Genomic DNA, 16,034 nt, shown 5'->3' with positions numbered 1-16,034 from the left:
TTGACGATGCTCAGACTGCAGTTCCTGGATAACCGCCAAGCGCCGGTCTGGTTGAGCGACGAGCGCCTGACCATCGGCCAGGACAGCCGCAACCAGCTGGTGCTGGGCGATGCGGGCATCACCAGCTTTCATGCCGAGATTCGCCAGCACCAGGGCTACTACTACCTGAGCGATGCCAGCCAGGGGGCCACCTGGGTCAACGAGCAGCGCATCGGCAGCCGTTTTCAGCTGCGTGACGGCGATCGCCTGCGCCTGGGCAGCGTGGAGCTGCAGCTGGTCGACCCCGCCAAGGCGAACGTCAGGACGGATGCTCCGGCGCCGCGCTGGTTTCTCCAGGTCATCCAGGGCGAGCACCAGGGGCGCAAGTTCCACATCCACGGCTCGATGACCTTCGGCCGTTCGAGCAAGTGCGAGTTGTGCTTCAGCGACCTGGAACTGTCACGCCGGCACTGCGAGTTCTTCCTCAAGGACGACGTGCTGGAGATCAAGGACCTGGCCTCGGCCAACGGTGTGCTGGTCAACCAGCAGAAGGTCAGGACCGCCATGCTGCAACCGGGGGACCAGCTGAAGATGGGCTCGGTGACGTTGCTGGTGATCGGCCCCAAGGTCGACGTCAGCGAGGAGCCCGACGAGGACGCCACCCAGTTCATGCGCGTCGCCGACCTGCCCAAGGCACTGGCGGGCAAGGGTGCTGGCACGGCCACGCAGGCCGCGCGCCGCCAGCCGGGCGCGGCACCCGCAGCGGCCAATCCCCTGCGCGCCGCCGCCCAGGCAAAGGCCGTTGCCGAGGCCACGCCTGCTGCGCCCGGCAGCGCTCGGCTGTGGCTGGGCGGCGCGCTGATGCTGGTGCTCGGCCTGGTCCTTGGCGCGCTGTCGATGAGTCTGCTCGGCTAGACCGCCAGGCGCGACGATTCAGGCCGAGGCCAGGCGCCGGCGTTCGGCATGGATTTCCGGCAGGTCGCTGCGGCGCAGATAGACCCGCAGCGGCTCGCTGAGATTGACCCGGTCATCGATGCGCTGCTCCTGCAGCCAGGCCAGGCGCTGGCGGTCCAGGCGCATCAGCTCGCCCTCGGCTTCGTGCCAGACGTATTCGCAGGTGGGGGTGATGGTCTCGGCGGGGACATCGAGGCCGAAGCTGTCTTCGGAGAAACGCAGCAGGTACTGCCCGGTCTTGGCGTTGTAGCCGACGAAACCCTGCAACTGGTCGGCGGCCTGGCAGATCTGGGTGGACGTGATACTCATGGCAAACCTCGTTTCCTGTGGGGTTTGCAGGCAAGGCGAATGGTTCTGTTTATCGGCGCAGCCTAACCGCCGGGGCTGACGCCCGCGTTGCCGTGGATCAAGAAACCGCCGGGCGTCGAGGGTGGCCTTACAGGGTGTGCGGGTTGCCAGGCAGGCGTTGCAGGGCCGGCAGCACCTGTTCGCGCAGCAGCGGCGCGAGGTCGTCGGGCAGGGGCGCATCGAGGGCCAGCCAGCGCAGTTCTTCCAACTCGGCAGCCGGTTGCACGGGGTGGGGCAGGCTGGCGCGGTAAATGTCCGCCTGCAGCCAGGTGTCGGCTTCGTTGGCAGCCGCCGCCTGGAATTGGCCAAGCGCGTGCAGCGCATCGGCGTCCAGGCGCAGTTCCAGCTCCTCGAACAGCTCGCGGCCGAGTGCCGCCAGCGCGTCCTCACCGGCTTCGCGCTTGCCGCCGGGCAGCATGAAGAAGCGCGTGTTGCGCTTGCGTACCAGCAGCAGGTGGCCGCGTTCGTCGAACAGGCAGGCGGCGGCGATGTGCAGGGTGGTGGTCATGAGTCAGGCAGCGGGCGTCCGGGGACGCCCGCCAGGCATCAGCCGGCGAGGCCGACGTAGACGTTCTGCACGTCGTCGTGAGCGTCGATGGCCTCGAGGAAGGCTTCGACTTCTTCCATCTGCTCCGGCGTCAGGCTGGTGACCGGGTTCTTCGGACGGTAGCCGAGCTTGGCCGAGTTGACGGTGAAACCTTGCTCCGGCAGCGCCTTGCACACCGCGTCGAGGTCGGTGGGGTCGGTGATGAACAGGGTCGCGCCCTCGTCATCGGGCACGAAGTCCTGGGCACCGGCTTCGATGGCGGCCAGCTCCGGGTCCGCGCCGTCGTCGCTGCTGGCCTCGATCAGGCCGACATGCTCGAAATCCCAGCTCACCGAACCGGAAGCGCCGAGCTGGCCCTTGCGGAACAGCACGCGGATTTCGGCGACGGTGCGGTTGACGTTGTCGGTCAGGCACTCGACGATCAGCGGCACCTGGTGCGGCGCGAAGCCTTCGTAGAGGGTGCGCTCGTAGTTGACCACCTCACCGGACAGACCGGCGCCTTTCTTGATGGCGCGGTCCAGGGTGTCCTTGGGCATCGAGGCCTTCTTGGCCTGGTGGATGGCAAGGCGCAGCTTGGGGTTCATGTCCGGGTCGGCGCCGTTGCGCGCAGCGATCATGATTTCCTTCACCAGCTTGCCGAAGATCTTGCCTCGGGCATTGGCGGCGGCTTCTTTGGGTTTGGCTTTCCACTGGGCGCCCATCTGGGGTCTCCTGGCCGATAGGTGAAAAGGCGTCGGCACGTAAGCGCGGCCTGACGATCGGATAGGCTGCGGATTCTAGTGCCTTGCGCGCCTCAGGGCACCTGCAATTTCGCCTGGCTGTCGTGCCGGCGTTCGCGTTGCGGCGCCGTGACGCTTGCCTGGGCCGGCATGGCGGCAGAACATGGCGGCCCCGCGCAATCGTCAGAAGGAGTTGCTCATGCCGCGTTGGAGTCCGTTCATGGTCTTGTGGGTCGCCGCCACGGCGCAGGCCGCGCCCGAACAGGTGCCGCTGTACCGTGAGATCAAGGATTGGGTGGTCGCCTGCGACAACCTGCGCGGCTGCGAGGCCATCAGCGCTGCCGACGGCTTCGACTACCGGCCCCTGAGCCTGAACCTGCAGCGCGCTGCGGGGCCCCGGGCACCGTTGCAGCTGTCCTTGCACTATGCCGAAGCGGGCGGTTACGCGCCGCTGCAACTCGATGGGCGGCCCCTGGCGAGTGCCGGGCGCCTGCGCCTGACGGAAGAGGACGACGGGGCCGCGTTGCTGGCCGAGGGCGCCGATGCCCAGGCCGTGCTGGCCGAGTTGCGCAACGCCAGTCAGTTGCGCATGGACGGGGAACGCGAGTACGAGGCGGTGGTCTCGCTCAGCGGCCTTTCCGCCGTCCTGCTGCTGATGGATGCCGTGCAGGGGCGGGTGGATACCCAGGGTGCCCTGTACCGCCCGGGTTCGCGCCCGGACAGCGGGGTGCCGGCTGCGCCGCCGGCACCTGAGCTGCGCGCCCATCCCGGCGTCACGCCGCTGAGCGAGCACGAAAGCCAGGCCATCGCCGCTGCGGTGATGGCGCAAACCCGTGACCAATGGGCCGAAGAGGACATGGGCGGCGAGCCCGAGGCCGAGGCTTACGCGCTCAACGAGCGCGAAGCCCTGGTGCTGATCCAGACCTGGTGCGCGGCCTACAACTGCGATTTCGCGGTGTACCGCGTCGACCGTCAGGCGCCGCATGCGCAGCGCGATCTGCAGCTCGACCCGCTGCCACTGGGGCATGACGGGCTGTCCGGGTGGGTCAGCTACGACAGCGACAGCGGCGAGCTGGCCTACCTGTACAAGGGGCGCGGCATTGCCGACTGCGGCGAGGCCGGCAGTTGGCGCTTCGATGGCGCGCGCTTTCAGCTGGCCTCGTTCAGCTATCTGGGGCGCTGCGCCGGGCGCAATCCCGGCGAATGGCCCGTGCTGTGGCGAGTGGCCGAGCCCAACTAGAGGTAACGCCAGATCAGTTGCACGCCCGCCAGTAGGATGCCCAGCCGGGCGATGCGGTAGAACCACAGGTGGTTGATCCGCGATTGCAGCCACAGGCCGCTCCAGACCCCCAGCGGCACGATGGGCGCGAGCATCAGGCTCAGCAGCAGGTTGTCCCGGCTGAACTGGCCCAGCGCGGCGTAGGGGAGTAGCTTCGCCGCGTTGGTCAGCAGGAAGAACAGGTTGACGGTGGCGACGAAACGCACCTTGTCCAGCTGCTGCGGCATCAGGTGCATCATCACCGGCGGGCCGCCGGCATGGGCGACGAAACTGGTGAAGCCGGCCAGCGTCGACAGCAGCGTGCCGCGACCCTTGTGCAGCGGTCGTGGGGCCGGGTGGCTGGCGATCAGGCCGAGGCCGACGAACAGGATGGCGATCACCCCGATCAGCAGGCCGATGGCGCGCTCGTCGAAGAAGCCGAAGGTCAGCGAACCGATGGCGATGCCCAGCGCCGCGCCGGGCAGCATGACCCTGAGGTTGGCCGTGTCCCACTTGCGCCAATAGGCCTTGAGGCCGACCACGTCGGCCAGGCAGAGGATCGGCAGCATGACGGCGACGGCCTGCTTCGGCGACGTCGCCAGGGCCAGCAGCGGCACGGCGAGACCGCCCAGCGCACCGCCGAAACCGCCCTTGGACAGCCCGGTGAGGAAGATCGCCGGCAGGGCGAACAGCAGGAAATCGTGCAGGGTCATGGCGGGCCACGGGCAGGAGACGAGGGCGCAGGTTAGCAGGCTGGCGAGCGGCTGGCTGCGTTGCCGGCGCGAGGTCGAGGACGGCGTGCCACGCACTGTGTGGTGTTTTTCGCTGCGTTCTGTGTCTGCCGGCCTGTCGCCTGCGCTGCTCTAATGGCCGCTCCCTTACATTCGAGGACTGTCTCCATGTCGCCCAAGGATCTGCTACTGGCGTTGCTGGTGATCGTCGTCTGGGGTCTGAATTTCGTGGTCATCAAGGTCGGCCTGCACGGCATGCCGCCGATGCTGATGGGGGCGCTGCGCTTCATGCTCGCCGCCTTTCCGGCGATCCTCTTCGTGCGGCGCCCGCAGGTGCCCCTGCGCTGGATGCTGGCCTACGGCATGACCATCTCGCTGGGCCAGTTCGCCTTTCTGTTCTACGCCATGTACGTCGGCATGCCGGCGGGCCTGGCGTCGCTGGTGCTGCAGTCGCAGGCCTTCTTCACCCTGTTCTTCGCCGCGCTGTTTCTCGGTGAGCGCCTGCGTGGCAGCAACCTGTTCGGTTTGCTGGTGGCGGCCAGCGGCCTGGCGCTGATCGGCCTGCAGGGCGGCCAGGCGATGACCCTGGCCGGCTTCGCCCTGACCATCGCGGCAGCGTCGATGTGGGCGCTGGGCAACGTCGTCACGCGCAGGCTGGGCAAGGTCAACCTGGTCGGCCTGGTGGTATGGGGCAGCCTGATACCGCCGCTGCCGTTCCTGGCCCTGTCGTTCTGGCTGGAAGGCCCCGAGTTGATCCTGCATTCGCTGCAGAGCATCAGCCTCGACTCGATCCTGGTGCTGGCCTACCTGGCCTTTGGCGCCACCATCCTCGGCTATGGCCTGTGGAGTCGCCTGCTGTCGCGTTACCCGGCCAGCCAGGTGGCACCGTTCTCGCTGCTGGTGCCGGTGGTGGGGATCAGCTCCTCGGCGCTGCTGCTGGGCGAGCGCCTGGGCAGCCTGCAGATGGTCGGCGCGTTGCTGGTCATGGCCGGGCTGCTGATCAACGTCTGGGGCGGGCGCCTGCTCGACAGCTGGCGCCAGCGCGCACCCGGCGCGATCTGAACCGGCGCGCTGCCGTGGATCAGGCCTCCGGGCGCTTCTCCGGCAGGCGCTCGAGGATCTGATCCAGGCGTTGCTGGATGCGCTGGTCGATCTTCTCGTGCAGGCGCATGATCTCCAGTTCGGCCCGCAGGTTCACCTCGAAATCCAGGCGCGCGGCCACGCGGTCCTTCGCCGCCTGGCGGTTCTGGCTCATCATGATGATCGGCGCCTGGATCGCGGCCAGGGTCGACAGCATCAGGTTGAGAAAGATGTAGGGGTACGGATCGAACGCCAGGCCGAAGTGCGCCAGCACATCGCTGTTGAGCAGCATCCAGCCGAGCATGGTCAGTGAGAAGCAGATGATGAAGGTCCAGGACCCGCCCACCGAGGCGACCCGGTCCGACAGGCGTTCGCCGAAGGTCGATTCGGCATCCGAGGCATCGGCTACGTCGCGGCTGATCGGGCGGCGCTGGCGAATGGTTTCCAGGACGTGGGTTTCTTCCGGCTCGAGCTCGTGCAGGGCTTTGCCGAGCAGGTGCTGGGCGAGTTGTTGCAGAGGGTGCGGGGTATTCATCGGGCGCAGCTCGCGTGAGGGGATGGCGAGATGCTGAACCGGATGCGCGCCGCTGTCACCGGGGACAGCGCGGAGAAGGGCGCGAAGGGCCGTGTCGACGGCCCTTCGCTGGCGGCAGGTCAGTCCTGGCGGCTGGTGACTTCCAGCAGGTGGTAGCCGAACTGGGTCTTCACCGGGCCCTGCACCACGCCGACCGGCGCGCTGAATACCACGGTGTCGAATTCCTTGACCATCTGGCCCGGGCCGAACGAGCCCAGGTCGCCGCCATTGCGGCCGGAGGGGCAGCTGGAGTTGTCTCTGGCCAGTTGGGCAAAGTCGGCGCCACCTTCGATGGCGGTTTTCAGTTCGTTGCACTTGTCTTCGCTGGCAACCAGGATGTGGCGGGCAGTGGCGCGGGCCATGGGATACCTCCTATGAATTGAGCGGCAGAGCCTAGCGCAATCGACCCGACAAGCAAACGGTCGGCTTCACGCTTGGCTGCGCCAGGGCGATTACAGCAGGTCCTTGTCGACGGCCTGTTGCAGGGTGCTCTGCGTCAACTGCCGGAGCAGGTTGTCGCTGCGGTCCTGGAAGGGCACGGCAAAGATCAGGAACAGGTGCATCCAGGTCGTCAGCGACTCCTGCTGCTGGGCGGTGCCGAGTTTCTCTCCATTGCCGTCGCGTACGGCCATGCTCATCGTCAGCGTGTTGTCGAAGGCGCCGGGAATCAGGAAGAAGGTCGCCCCGGTCAATACGGCCAGGCCCATGTTGCCCGTCTCGTGGTTGTGCAGGGTGACGGTCAGGTACAGGTCGGACTCCTCCTGGGCGGTGGTCACGCGCGAAAAGCGACCGCTTTCGGAGAGCGTCTGCGAGATCACTTGTTCCAGCTTGGCGACGTCGGCCGTGCTGACGCGCGGGTTGTCATTGACCTGGTATTCGCCGAAGACCTTGAGGTAGACGCTCGGTTTCTCCTGTTCGGGCGAGGCGAGCGGCCATTGGTCGACCGTCTGCAGCGAGTGATGGGAGTAGGTCATGCAACCCTGCAGGCTGGCCGAGGCGATCAGCAGGATCAGTGCAAAGAGTTTCTTCATGGGGAAATCCTTTTCAGTGGGTCAGTTGTCGGGTGCCGTCATGCAGCAGCTGCTCGACCAGCTCGGTCAGCTGCTGTCCGCCAGACGGGAACATGTAGTCGTAGTCCCAGAGGCCGGTGTTCTTGTCCACCACCAGGTTCTTCTGCGACAGCGCCAGTTGCCGGCCCTGGTTGTCGAGGATCTGCAGCTCGGCCGCCAGGTCGTACTTGTCGACGTAGATCGGTCCGTTCACCCAGATCCAGATCGTCAGCGTCAGCAGTGCGCCGGGGACGTAACCCGGGTGCGGCGTGCGTTTGCCTTTCAGCGAGGAGAAGTCGAACTGCAGCTGGACGTCCTGTTCATTCAGCTTGGCGGGGAAGCTGATGACGCGCTTGAAGTACTCGCCCTTCTCGATGTGCTGGCTGATCTGTGCGGTCAGCTGGTTGCCGATGTTGCGACGGGTGTTTTCATCGATACGCGTGTCCGTGACCTTGACGTCCTTGATCATCGCGCTGCCCGGCAGGGAGTGCTCGATGATCTGGCTGGGAGGGTAGATCGGACCTGCCGGGGTGAACGACATGCAGCCGGTCAGGGTCATGCCGGCAAGGCCGGCCGCGAGAAAGCGTGCTTTGAACATCGATGAAGCATCCTTGGCGTATTGCTGAAAGGGCAGGTATCCGTCGGTGGTATCTGGATTTCCGCCTGAGCGCTGTCCCTCTGCCATCCTTCGGCGCGGCGGGATATTAGCGTCAAAATGCCATCATTGGAATGGCGAGCTGCAGTGTCTTTCCGCTTCGCCTGGCAACGGATTGCCTCGCGTCGGCAACGTGCTGCCGACGCGGGCCTGGAAGCCCCGTGGATACTGGCTTTCAGAGCTGGCCCGTAATCTGCTTTATCAGAGGCTGAACGCTTTTCGCGGAGGCCCCATGACCAGTATCAACAACAGCATGCCTGCCATGCTCAGCTACTACGGTAGCCAGCTCAACAACCGTTCCAGCGCCGCCAGCGGCGACAGCGACACCTCGAGCAGCCAGGACCCGCTGGCCGATCTGCGCCGTTTCGCCAAGCAGGTGGTGGCGCGCAGCGAGGGTGGCTTGCTGCGCGCGATGCAGGGCGGCACGGCGCAGGCGGCCACTGGCCTGCAGGGCCTTGGCGAGAGCAAGGCGGCGGGGTCTTCGGCGATCCAGCTGCCGGATGTCGAGGACCTCGACCGCGACGATGCGGCCAAGCTGCTGGAACAGGTGCAGAAGATGGTGGATGCCGGCATGGACGGCAGTGTGCTGATCGCCGGCCGCAACGGCGAGCAGCAGACCGACTCGCTGGAAACCTACCGCCAGTGGCTGCAGGAAAAGGGCGGGCTGAGCGTCTACGCCTGATGCCGCTGGCTCAGCCGGGGACCGCGTCGATCGCGCTGGCCTCGTCTTCGTCCGCGACCACCTGATTGCGCCCGGCGCGCTTGGCGGCGTAGGTGCGCCTGTCGGCGGCCCGCATCAGCTCGTCCAGAGACTGGCCGTCGCTGCCCAGGCTGGCCACGCCCGCGCTGAGCGTCATGGGCACGGCGCTGCCGGCCACCTCGAGCGGTTTGTCCGCCAGGCGCTGGCGCAGGCTTTCCGCGATCTCCCGTGCGCGCCCCGGCGGGGTGCCGGGCAGCAGCACGGCGAATTCCTCGCCACCCATCCGGCAGAACAGGTCGGTGATGCGCAACCGCTGCGTCAGCACCGTGGCGAAGTGGGCCAGGGCGCGGTCGCCGACCTCATGACCGAAACGGTCGTTGATCTGCTTGAAGTGATCGATATCGACGAACACCAGTGACAGCGCCGTGTCGTTGCGCAGGGCGTGCGCGCGTTCGCGCTCGAACACTTCGCTCAGCTTCATGCGGTTCGCCAGGCCGGTCAGCGCGTCCGTGGTGGCCTGCTCGATCAGGCGCTTCTCGTTGAGCACCCGGCTGCGTTCGTAGATATGGGCGAAGATCATTACCGCCAGGCTGGCCAGGCCGAGGTTGGCGAGTATCACGGTGTTGACCAGCTGCTGCTCCGCCGGCAGGCGCTGGTTGAAGGTGAACAGGCCGATGCCGACGAACAGGATCGAGCCGTACAGGCCCAGGCGCAGCCCGAGTAGCATGTAGCAGATGATCGGAATGGTCTGAATCCAGGCGAACACGGCGAAGGTGGTATGTGGGCGCGACAGCGCCACGATCATGATGCTGAAGAACGGCAACAGGTAAATCGTGGTCAATAGCTGCAGATTGCGCGTTCGATCGATGATCATCAGCATGTACAGCGACACGCCGGCGTAGCCGATCTCGAGCGTGGCCAGCAGCCAGTTGTCGCGCAGCAGGTTGACCACGAAGAAGAACAGGCCGCCGACCAGGGTGATCCAGAGCAGGGCTTTGAGGACCAGGCGTCGATGTTGTTCGTTCTTGGCGAAGTGATCGGGCATTGGCTGTTCTCTGGCAGGATCGGGCAATCGTCTGGGTGGTTCGAGATGACACCTGGGGCTTATGCAGGAACCCTGCCGTCTGCGCGGCAAACCCACAATTACTGAGGGTTTCGCGCAGGTCGGCGCTGATCATGATGCTGTGCTGGAGATGGCGACAGAATCACGACGTTAGTGGAGAGAGAGCGGTATGACAACGGCAGGCAAGAGGTGGGGACGCGGATCAGGGCTGCTGGCGCTGCTGATGGTGGCCGCCGTCACCTCGGTACAGGCGAGCGAAGATGTGGCATTGATCGACGCGATCAACGCCTATCGGGGCGAAATACAACGCTGCGGCGTGCAGGCCTCGGAGCCATTGCCACCGCTGGCGGACGACTCGCGCCTGGTGCTGCCGGCCAATGGCACGGCGGACCTGCAGGACGCGCTCGGCGCCGCCGGCTATCCGCTGGTCAACGTCAAGGCCATCACGCTTTCCGGGCCGCGTGATGCGCGCTCGGCCATGCAGGCGCTGAGCGAGAGTTTCTGTCGGGTGCTGCTCGACCCGCAGTTCATCGACGTCGGGGTCAGCCAGCAGGGGCGTGACTGGCGCATCGTGCTGGCGCGGCCATTGCTCAGCGGTCGCCTGCAACCCTGGCAGGCCGAGGGCGAGAAGTTGCTGATGGCGATCAACCGGGCGCGGGCCCAGGCGCGCCATTGTGGTGCCCAGGCCTTCGGCGCAGCCGACCCGCTGGCCTGGAATGCGCCGCTGGGCAGTGCGGCCGAAAGCCACAGCCGGGCCATGGCCAACGACAACTTCTTCGCCCACCAGGGGCGCGACGGACGCACTCCGGGTGATCGCGCCGAGCTGGCCGGCTATGGCGGGGGACGCGTTGGCGAGAACATCGCCGCGGCGCTGGATACGCCGGCCAAGGTCGTCGAGGGCTGGCTGGCCAGCCCCGGACATTGCGCCAACATCATGAACCCCGAGTACAGCGAACTGGGCGCCGCCTACGCCAGCGACCCGCAGAGCGATGCCGGCATCTACTGGACGGCGCTGTTCGGCGGGCAGTGAGCCGCCGCCTCAGTCGCGGGCGAACAGCGTGGCCAGGTGCTGTTCATAGCGCGCCACGTCGCGCTCGATGTCCGGCACTTTCATCACGTCGTTGCAGATGAAGGTGGGCAGGGCGCTCATGCCAAGAAACTCGTTGGCCTTGTGGAACGGGAAGTACACCGCGTCCACACCCTTGCCCTCGAAGAAGTCGCTGGGGTCTTCGAATGCCTGCACCGGCGCGTTCCAGGTCAGCGACAGCATGTACTGCTTGCCCTGAATCAGGCCGCCGCTGCCGTACTTCTGCGAGGCATCGGAGCGGGTGCGGCCGTCGTTGGCGTAGAGGCTGCCATGGCCGGCGGTGAACACCTCGTCGAGGTAGCGCTTCACCGTCCAGGGCGCGCCCATCCACCAGCCGGGCATCTGGTAGATGACCACATCGGCCCAGAGGATTTTCGCGACTTCCTCGTCGACGTCGTAGCCGCCGTCGATGAAGGTGGTCTTCACGTCGCAGCCGGCGCGATCGAGGAAGGCCAGCGCCGCGTCGTGCAGGGTGCTGTTGTACTGGCCGTGGGAATGGGCGAAGGCCTTGCCGCCGTTGAGCAGGAGGATCTTTTTCATCGGGTGTCTCCAGAAAATGTGGCGGCAGGTTAACCAGCCCCGCGCGTGCGAAACACCCAGGCATGCTCAAATGATTGTTGACTGAAAGTCATGAAATTGAGCGTTTGGCATGCGCTAACCTGGGGTTTTCCTCACCTGCCCAGGAGCCCTCATGCACGCGTTCATCCTTCACGCCCACACCCGGCCCGAGCAGGCCGCCGCCTTCGAACGCCTGTTCCGTGCTTACGTCGAGCCCAGCCGTGCCGAGCCGGGCTGCATCGAGTACCACATGCTGCGCGACGCGCAGGACCCGACGCTGTTCATCTTCTACGAGGTTTGGGCGTCGCAGGCCGCCCTGGACGCGCACATGGCGCTGCCGCACATGCAGGCGTTCCATGCCCGGCGCATGGACTACCTGCGTCGCGATCTCGAGGTTCGCCGGGTCGAGGTGCTCCTGCCCGCCGCGCTCATCGCGCAGTAGCCCGGCTTCTGCTGGTCTGCCGGCTGGCCAGGGTCATCAGGCGCTGGAAGGTGGGGCAGGCCAGGTGGTTCTCGGCCGGGCATGCCGCCGCATGGCGCAGGCCGTCGCGAATGGCGCTGAGACGGCGGATGGTCTGGTCCAGCTGCTCGGCCTTGCGCTCCAGGCGCTCGCGGTCGATGGCCGGGCCCCCTTCGCTGGCGAGCATCCCGGCGATGTCTTCCAGCGAGAAGCCGGCGGTACGCCCCAGCGCGATCAGCGACAGGCGTTGCAGCACCGACTCGGCGAACACCCGCCTCAGGCCGTTGCGGCCGATCGAGCGGATCAGCCCCTTTTCTTCGTAGTAGCGCAGGGTCGAGGCCGGTAGTCCCGACCAGCGGGCGACGGTGCCGATATCCAGCTCTTTCATGCTTGACCTCAAGTCGACTTCAACTGGCAGCCTTCTATCACAGGCATTTCAGCAAGGTTGAATGGAGGTGGTCATGGTAGTCGAAATCATGGTGCTGGGCGTCGGTGCGACGCTGTCGATGGACCTGTGGGCGTTGCTGCGGCGGCGCTGGTTCGGCGTGGCGTCGCTGGACTATGGCTGGGTCGGGCGCTGGCTGGGGCACATGCGCCACGGCCAGTTCCGCCACGCGGCGATCGCCAAGGCGGCGCCGCTGCGGGGCGAGCGTCTGCTCGGCTGGGGCTTCCATTACCTGACCGGGCTGTTGTTCGCCGCCGCTTTCCTGGCCTGGGGCGGTCAGGCCTGGCTGCAGCGTCCGGCGCTGCTGCCCGCGCTGCTCTTCGGCGTGGTCACGGTGGCCGCGCCGCTGCTGGTGATGCAGCCGGCCTTCGGCATGGGGATGGCCGCGAGGCGCACGCCCAAACCCTGGCTGGTGCGGCAGCGTGCGTTGCTGACGCACCTGGTGTTCGGCCTGGGCCTGTACCTGAGCGGGGCGGCGCTGGCCTGGCTGGGCTGACGCCTGGTTCAGCCCTCGACCGGGATGCTGAACAGCACCGCCGCCAGGCCGACCAGGCCGAGCAGGGTGAAACCGGCGATCTGCAGGTGGCGACGCAGGCTGGCCGGCTGCTGCGCGGCGCGTACGGCGGCCAGCAGCGACTGCACGCCGTAGTACAGGGCGAAGGCCCGCGAGGCGTGGCTGATGATCTCGAAGACATCGAACAGCCAGGTCAGCAGCAGGCCGGTGAGGGTCAGCAGCACGTAGCCGTGGCGCGCGCGCAGGCGCTGGCCGCTGAGTTCGTTGATCAGCCCGCCCGAGGCGCTGGTGTCGGCCACCGCGGCGCTGAACTGGGCGCTGAGGGCGGCGGCGATCAGCAGGGGCGGCAGCACCAGGGCGACCACGCCCATCAGGTCGATGATCGCGGTCTCGTCCAGGGTCATCGTCTGCTGGTGGAAACTCAGCGTCAGCAGGGCTGCATAGACCAGGTAGATGGCGCTGGCGAGCCACTGCGCATGGCGCATCGAGCGCACGCGCGTGGCCGCGTCGTAGTGCTGACCGAGGTAACGCGAGGTCTCGAAGCCCTGCACGGTGACGATCAGCCCCAGCAGCAGCTGCAACGCCAGCGTGCCCTGCGTGCTGGCCGGGCTGTAGGCCAGCACGCTCGCCATGTCCTGCTGCGCGGTATGCACGGCGAGGCCGGCGAGCAGGCTGGCGATGATCGCCAGCTTCAGGCTCACGGAGAATTTCTCCAGGCGCTCCATCACGCTGAAGCCGCGCAGGTAGCCGGCGGCGAGGATGAGCAGGTAGATCAGCGTGGTGATGACTTTGGGCAGCGTGCCGCCCCGCACGTCGACGATGCGCCCGGCGAACGCACCGAAGAGGTTGAGGTAGTAGGCCACGGAGATGAAGTAGGCGAAGGCCAGCACCCAGGACGACAGCCGTTCGCCAAGGTCCTGCAGCGGCGTGCCCCGGCCCTGGGGCGAGTCGCCCAGGTAGCGGATGTTGAAGCGCATGGCGCTGCCGAAGGCATAGCCCAGAGCGCACAGGACGAGCATGGCCAGCGGCGCCCAGCTGCCGAAGTTGACCAGCATCACCGGGCCGAGGATGAGGAAGCCGCTGCCGATGATCGAGGCCAGCGGGGTCACGGTGGCGCGCCACATCGGTGCCTTGGCGACGCGCGGCCAGAACAGCAGGGCGGCCACCAGCAGCAGCGTCAGCACGATCATCGCGGTCACTCGCGGACCTCCGGCAGTCAGGGATTCGAGGGCGCCTATTCAAGCGCCATGCGCCCGGCGCTTCAAGCGCGCGGGCGCAGGCTGTGACTCAGTGCGAATAGCCCTCGGGCTTGCGGATGGTCTTGAGCAGGTCATCCGGGGTGATGTGGCCGACCACCTGGGTGGCGGCACTGCCGGGTTGTGGCAGGTCGAGGATGTGCCCCTTCATTTTGCCGATCACGTGCATCTCGCACGGCTTGCAGTCGAACTTCAGGGTCAGCACTTCGTCGCCGTGCACCAGCTGCATCGGCGCGACCTTGGTGCGCACGCCGGTCACGCCCTTGGCCTGCTTCGGGCACAGGTTGAAGGAGAAGCGCAGGCAGTGCTTGGTGATCATCACCGGCACTTCGCCTTCTTCTTCGTGGGCCTCGTAGGCCGCGTCGATCAGTTGCACGCCATGGCGATGGTAGAAGTCGCGGGCCTTCTGGTTGTAGACGTTGTAGAGGAACGACAGGTGCGACTCGGGGTAGACCGGCGCCGGATCGCTCTCGGCCTTGCGCTGGCCGCGCGGGTGGGCGGCGACGCGGGCCTCGGTCAGCGCCTCGATGGCCTCGCGCCGCAGCGCCTTGAGCTGCGAGTTGGGCACGAAGAACGCCTGCGGCGCGTCGAGGCTGACGCCCTGGGCGTGGTAGATGGTGGTGCCGAGCTGGGTGAGCAGGTCGCGCAGGCCATCCAGCGCCTGCTCGGGCTTGTTGGCGGCGCCGAACGGGCCGGGCAGGGCGACCTCGACGCTGATGCCTTCTTCGCTGGTCGCGGTGAGCTTCAGCGCGTCTTCACGCAGCTCGACCTTCCAGTTCACGCCGATGCGGCGCTCGGCGCTGGTGCGCTGCAGCGCTTGCTGCCAGTTGTGGTCGAGGTTGCGCGAGAGCGGATGGTTGGGACGCAGGCGCAGCAGGCCATCGGGCATCTCGTTGGGTTCGACGCGGTAGCGGTAGCGCTTCTCGCCGTCCTCCTCGAACTCGCCCTTGAGCTCGGCGATGTTGGCGCGAAAGCCCACCACCTCGCGCTTGACCAGCACGTTGAGGCCGTCGCCGTTGGACAGCGGCGCGTGGGTGACGGCGATCAGGTCGCGCTTGTTCACCTTCTCGACATGGCCGACGGCGAGCCCGGTGAAGGTCGGCGAGTCGAAGGCGCCGATATCCACCTTGCGTTCGGTGACGAAGTAATCGGTGCTGCCACGATGGAAAGTCTTGTCCGGATCGGGCACGAAGAAGTGCGCAGTCCGCCCGCTGGAGGCGCGTGCCAGGTCCGGGCGATCCTCGAGAATCGCGTCCAGCTCGCGGCGGTAGTGGGCGGTGATGTTCTTCACATAGGCCACGTCCTTGTAGCGGCCCTCGATCTTGAACGAGCGCACGCCGGCTTCCACCAGGGCGCGCAGGTTGGCGCTCTGGTTGTTGTCCTTCATCGACAGCAGGTGTTTCTCGTAGGCGATCACGCCGCCTTTCTCATCCTTGAGGGTGTAGGGCAGGCGGCAGGCCTGCGAGCAGTCGCCACGGTTGGCGCTGCGCCCGGTCTGCGCGTGGGAAATGTTGCACTGGCCGGAGAAGGCCACGCACAGCGCGCCATGGATGAAGAACTCGATGGCGGCGTCGGTAGCATCGCTGATCGCGCGGATCTCCTGCAGGTTCAGCTCGCGCGCCAGCACCAGCTGGGAGAAGCCGGCCTGGTCGAGGAACCTGGCGCGTTCCAGGGTGCGGATATCGGTCTGGGTGCTGGCGTGCAGTTCGATGGGGGGGATGTCCAGGTCCATGACGCCCATGTCCTGCACGATCAGCGCATCCACGCCCGCGTCGTAGAGCTGGTGGATCAGCGCACGGGCCGGTTCCAGTTCATCGTCATGCAGGATGGTGTTGAGGGTGGTGAACACCCGGGCGTGATAGCGGCGAGCGAACTCCACCAGCTTGGCGATCTCGCTCACCTCGTTGCAGGCGTTGTGCCGCGCACCGAAGCTCGGGCCGCCGATGTAGATGGCATCGGCGCCATGCAGGATGGCCTCGCGGGCGATCTCGACATCACGCGCAGGGCTGAGCAGTTCCAGGTGGTTCTTGGGCAGGGACATGGTGATTTCTTTTATC

General features: G+C 66.6%; 20 protein-coding genes. 7 read left to right on the top strand and 13 right to left on the bottom strand.

Annotated elements, in window-relative coordinates:
* The first annotated feature begins 6 nt into the window (after positions 1–6).
* Positions 7–894, top strand: coding sequence for an FHA domain-containing protein (locus FIV02_RS17225; protein WP_152489304.1), 888 nt, complete (start codon positions 7–9; stop codon positions 892–894).
* A gap of 18 nt (positions 895–912) precedes the next feature.
* On the opposite strand, the gene FIV02_RS17220 is transcribed toward FIV02_RS17225, so the two are convergent.
* From FIV02_RS17220 to FIV02_RS17210, 3 genes are all read right to left on the bottom strand, one after another.
* On the bottom strand, positions 913–1,242 hold the full coding sequence (locus FIV02_RS17220; protein ID WP_152489303.1) for a DUF2025 family protein: 330 nt from the start codon (positions 1,240–1,242) through the stop codon (positions 913–915).
* A gap of 127 nt (positions 1,243–1,369) precedes the next feature.
* The gene (locus tag FIV02_RS17215) at positions 1,370–1,789 is read right to left on the bottom strand and encodes an NUDIX domain-containing protein (RefSeq protein ID WP_152489302.1); all 420 of its coding nucleotides are present in this window, start codon (positions 1,787–1,789) and stop codon (positions 1,370–1,372) included.
* Positions 1,790–1,827: 38 nt separating this feature from the next.
* On the bottom strand, positions 1,828–2,529 hold the full coding sequence (locus tag FIV02_RS17210) for a YebC/PmpR family DNA-binding transcriptional regulator (RefSeq protein WP_037056142.1): 702 nt from the start codon (positions 2,527–2,529) through the stop codon (positions 1,828–1,830).
* 217 nt (positions 2,530–2,746) lie between these two features.
* Here FIV02_RS17210 and FIV02_RS17205 point away from each other — a divergent pair, with 217 nt between their 5' ends.
* Entirely contained in the window at positions 2,747–3,787 is a 1,041-nt protein-coding gene (locus FIV02_RS17205) for a DUF1176 domain-containing protein (protein ID WP_256662984.1), read from the top strand.
* Here FIV02_RS17205 and FIV02_RS17200 read toward each other — a convergent pair.
* Positions 3,784–4,518: a sulfite exporter TauE/SafE family protein gene (locus FIV02_RS17200; RefSeq protein WP_152489300.1), complete on the bottom strand. Its 735-nt coding sequence runs from the start codon at positions 4,516–4,518 to the stop codon at positions 3,784–3,786. The genes FIV02_RS17205 and FIV02_RS17200 overlap by 4 nt on opposite strands.
* A gap of 186 nt (positions 4,519–4,704) precedes the next feature.
* Between FIV02_RS17200 and FIV02_RS17195 the strand changes: the two genes are divergently transcribed.
* A complete protein-coding gene (locus FIV02_RS17195; RefSeq protein ID WP_037056147.1) occupies positions 4,705–5,598 on the top strand; it encodes an EamA family transporter in 894 nt (297 codons plus the stop codon).
* Between the two features lie 19 nt (positions 5,599–5,617).
* Here the strand turns inward: FIV02_RS17195 and FIV02_RS17190 are convergent, their stop codons facing one another.
* The 4 genes from FIV02_RS17190 to FIV02_RS17175 form a co-directional block, all read right to left on the bottom strand.
* A complete protein-coding gene (locus FIV02_RS17190) occupies positions 5,618–6,151 on the bottom strand; it encodes a DUF1003 domain-containing protein (protein ID WP_037056149.1) in 534 nt (177 codons plus the stop codon).
* Positions 6,152–6,270: 119 nt separating this feature from the next.
* Positions 6,271–6,552: a peptidylprolyl isomerase gene (locus FIV02_RS17185; RefSeq protein WP_037056152.1), complete on the bottom strand. Its 282-nt coding sequence runs from the start codon at positions 6,550–6,552 to the stop codon at positions 6,271–6,273.
* A gap of 90 nt (positions 6,553–6,642) precedes the next feature.
* Complete coding sequence (locus FIV02_RS17180; protein ID WP_037056153.1) at positions 6,643–7,221, bottom strand: hypothetical protein; 579 nt, start codon at positions 7,219–7,221, stop codon at positions 6,643–6,645.
* Between the two features lie 13 nt (positions 7,222–7,234).
* Complete coding sequence (locus FIV02_RS17175) at positions 7,235–7,837, bottom strand: hypothetical protein (RefSeq protein WP_152489299.1); 603 nt, start codon at positions 7,835–7,837, stop codon at positions 7,235–7,237.
* A gap of 289 nt (positions 7,838–8,126) precedes the next feature.
* Here FIV02_RS17175 and FIV02_RS17170 point away from each other — a divergent pair, with 289 nt between their 5' ends.
* Positions 8,127–8,576: a hypothetical protein gene (locus tag FIV02_RS17170; RefSeq protein WP_152489298.1), complete on the top strand. Its 450-nt coding sequence runs from the start codon at positions 8,127–8,129 to the stop codon at positions 8,574–8,576.
* A 10-nt stretch (positions 8,577–8,586) separates the two neighbouring features.
* Here the strand turns inward: FIV02_RS17170 and FIV02_RS17165 are convergent, their stop codons facing one another.
* On the bottom strand, positions 8,587–9,639 hold the full coding sequence (locus FIV02_RS17165; RefSeq protein WP_152489297.1) for a GGDEF domain-containing protein: 1,053 nt from the start codon (positions 9,637–9,639) through the stop codon (positions 8,587–8,589).
* A 241-nt stretch (positions 9,640–9,880) separates the two neighbouring features.
* Between FIV02_RS17165 and FIV02_RS17160 the strand changes: the two genes are divergently transcribed.
* Entirely contained in the window at positions 9,881–10,687 is an 807-nt protein-coding gene (locus FIV02_RS17160) for a CAP domain-containing protein (protein WP_256663135.1), read from the top strand.
* Between the two features lie 9 nt (positions 10,688–10,696).
* Here FIV02_RS17160 and FIV02_RS17155 read toward each other — a convergent pair whose 3' ends face one another.
* Complete coding sequence (locus FIV02_RS17155; RefSeq protein WP_047585125.1) at positions 10,697–11,284, bottom strand: NAD(P)H-dependent oxidoreductase; 588 nt, start codon at positions 11,282–11,284, stop codon at positions 10,697–10,699.
* A 151-nt stretch (positions 11,285–11,435) separates the two neighbouring features.
* On the opposite strand from FIV02_RS17155, the gene FIV02_RS17150 reads away from it, so the two are divergent.
* Entirely contained in the window at positions 11,436–11,744 is a 309-nt protein-coding gene (locus tag FIV02_RS17150; RefSeq protein WP_152489295.1) for a putative quinol monooxygenase, read from the top strand.
* Here FIV02_RS17150 and FIV02_RS17145 read toward each other — a convergent pair.
* Positions 11,731–12,150 carry a helix-turn-helix domain-containing protein gene (locus FIV02_RS17145; protein ID WP_152489294.1) on the bottom strand — a complete coding sequence of 140 codons (420 nt, stop codon included), beginning with the start codon at positions 12,148–12,150 and terminating at the stop codon, positions 11,731–11,733. The genes FIV02_RS17150 and FIV02_RS17145 overlap by 14 nt on opposite strands.
* A 73-nt stretch (positions 12,151–12,223) precedes the next feature.
* On the opposite strand from FIV02_RS17145, the gene FIV02_RS17140 reads away from it, so the two are divergent.
* Positions 12,224–12,703: a DUF2938 domain-containing protein gene (locus FIV02_RS17140; RefSeq protein WP_256662983.1), complete on the top strand. Its 480-nt coding sequence runs from the start codon at positions 12,224–12,226 to the stop codon at positions 12,701–12,703.
* A gap of 8 nt (positions 12,704–12,711) precedes the next feature.
* Here FIV02_RS17140 and FIV02_RS17135 read toward each other — a convergent pair whose 3' ends face one another.
* Complete coding sequence (locus FIV02_RS17135; protein WP_197035125.1) at positions 12,712–13,920, bottom strand: hypothetical protein; 1,209 nt, start codon at positions 13,918–13,920, stop codon at positions 12,712–12,714.
* Between the two features lie 88 nt (positions 13,921–14,008).
* A complete protein-coding gene (locus FIV02_RS17130; protein ID WP_047585131.1) occupies positions 14,009–16,018 on the bottom strand; it encodes a U32 family peptidase in 2,010 nt (669 codons plus the stop codon).
* Positions 16,019–16,034: the final 16 nt, after the last annotated feature.

It is taken from the genome of Pseudomonas sp. THAF187a (genome assembly GCF_009363395.1).
GTDB classification, from domain to species: Bacteria; Pseudomonadota; Gammaproteobacteria; order Pseudomonadales; family Pseudomonadaceae; genus Aquipseudomonas; species Aquipseudomonas khazarica.
Note: the sequence above shows the minus strand (reverse complement) of the source record. Positions and strands in the feature narration are given on the sequence as shown.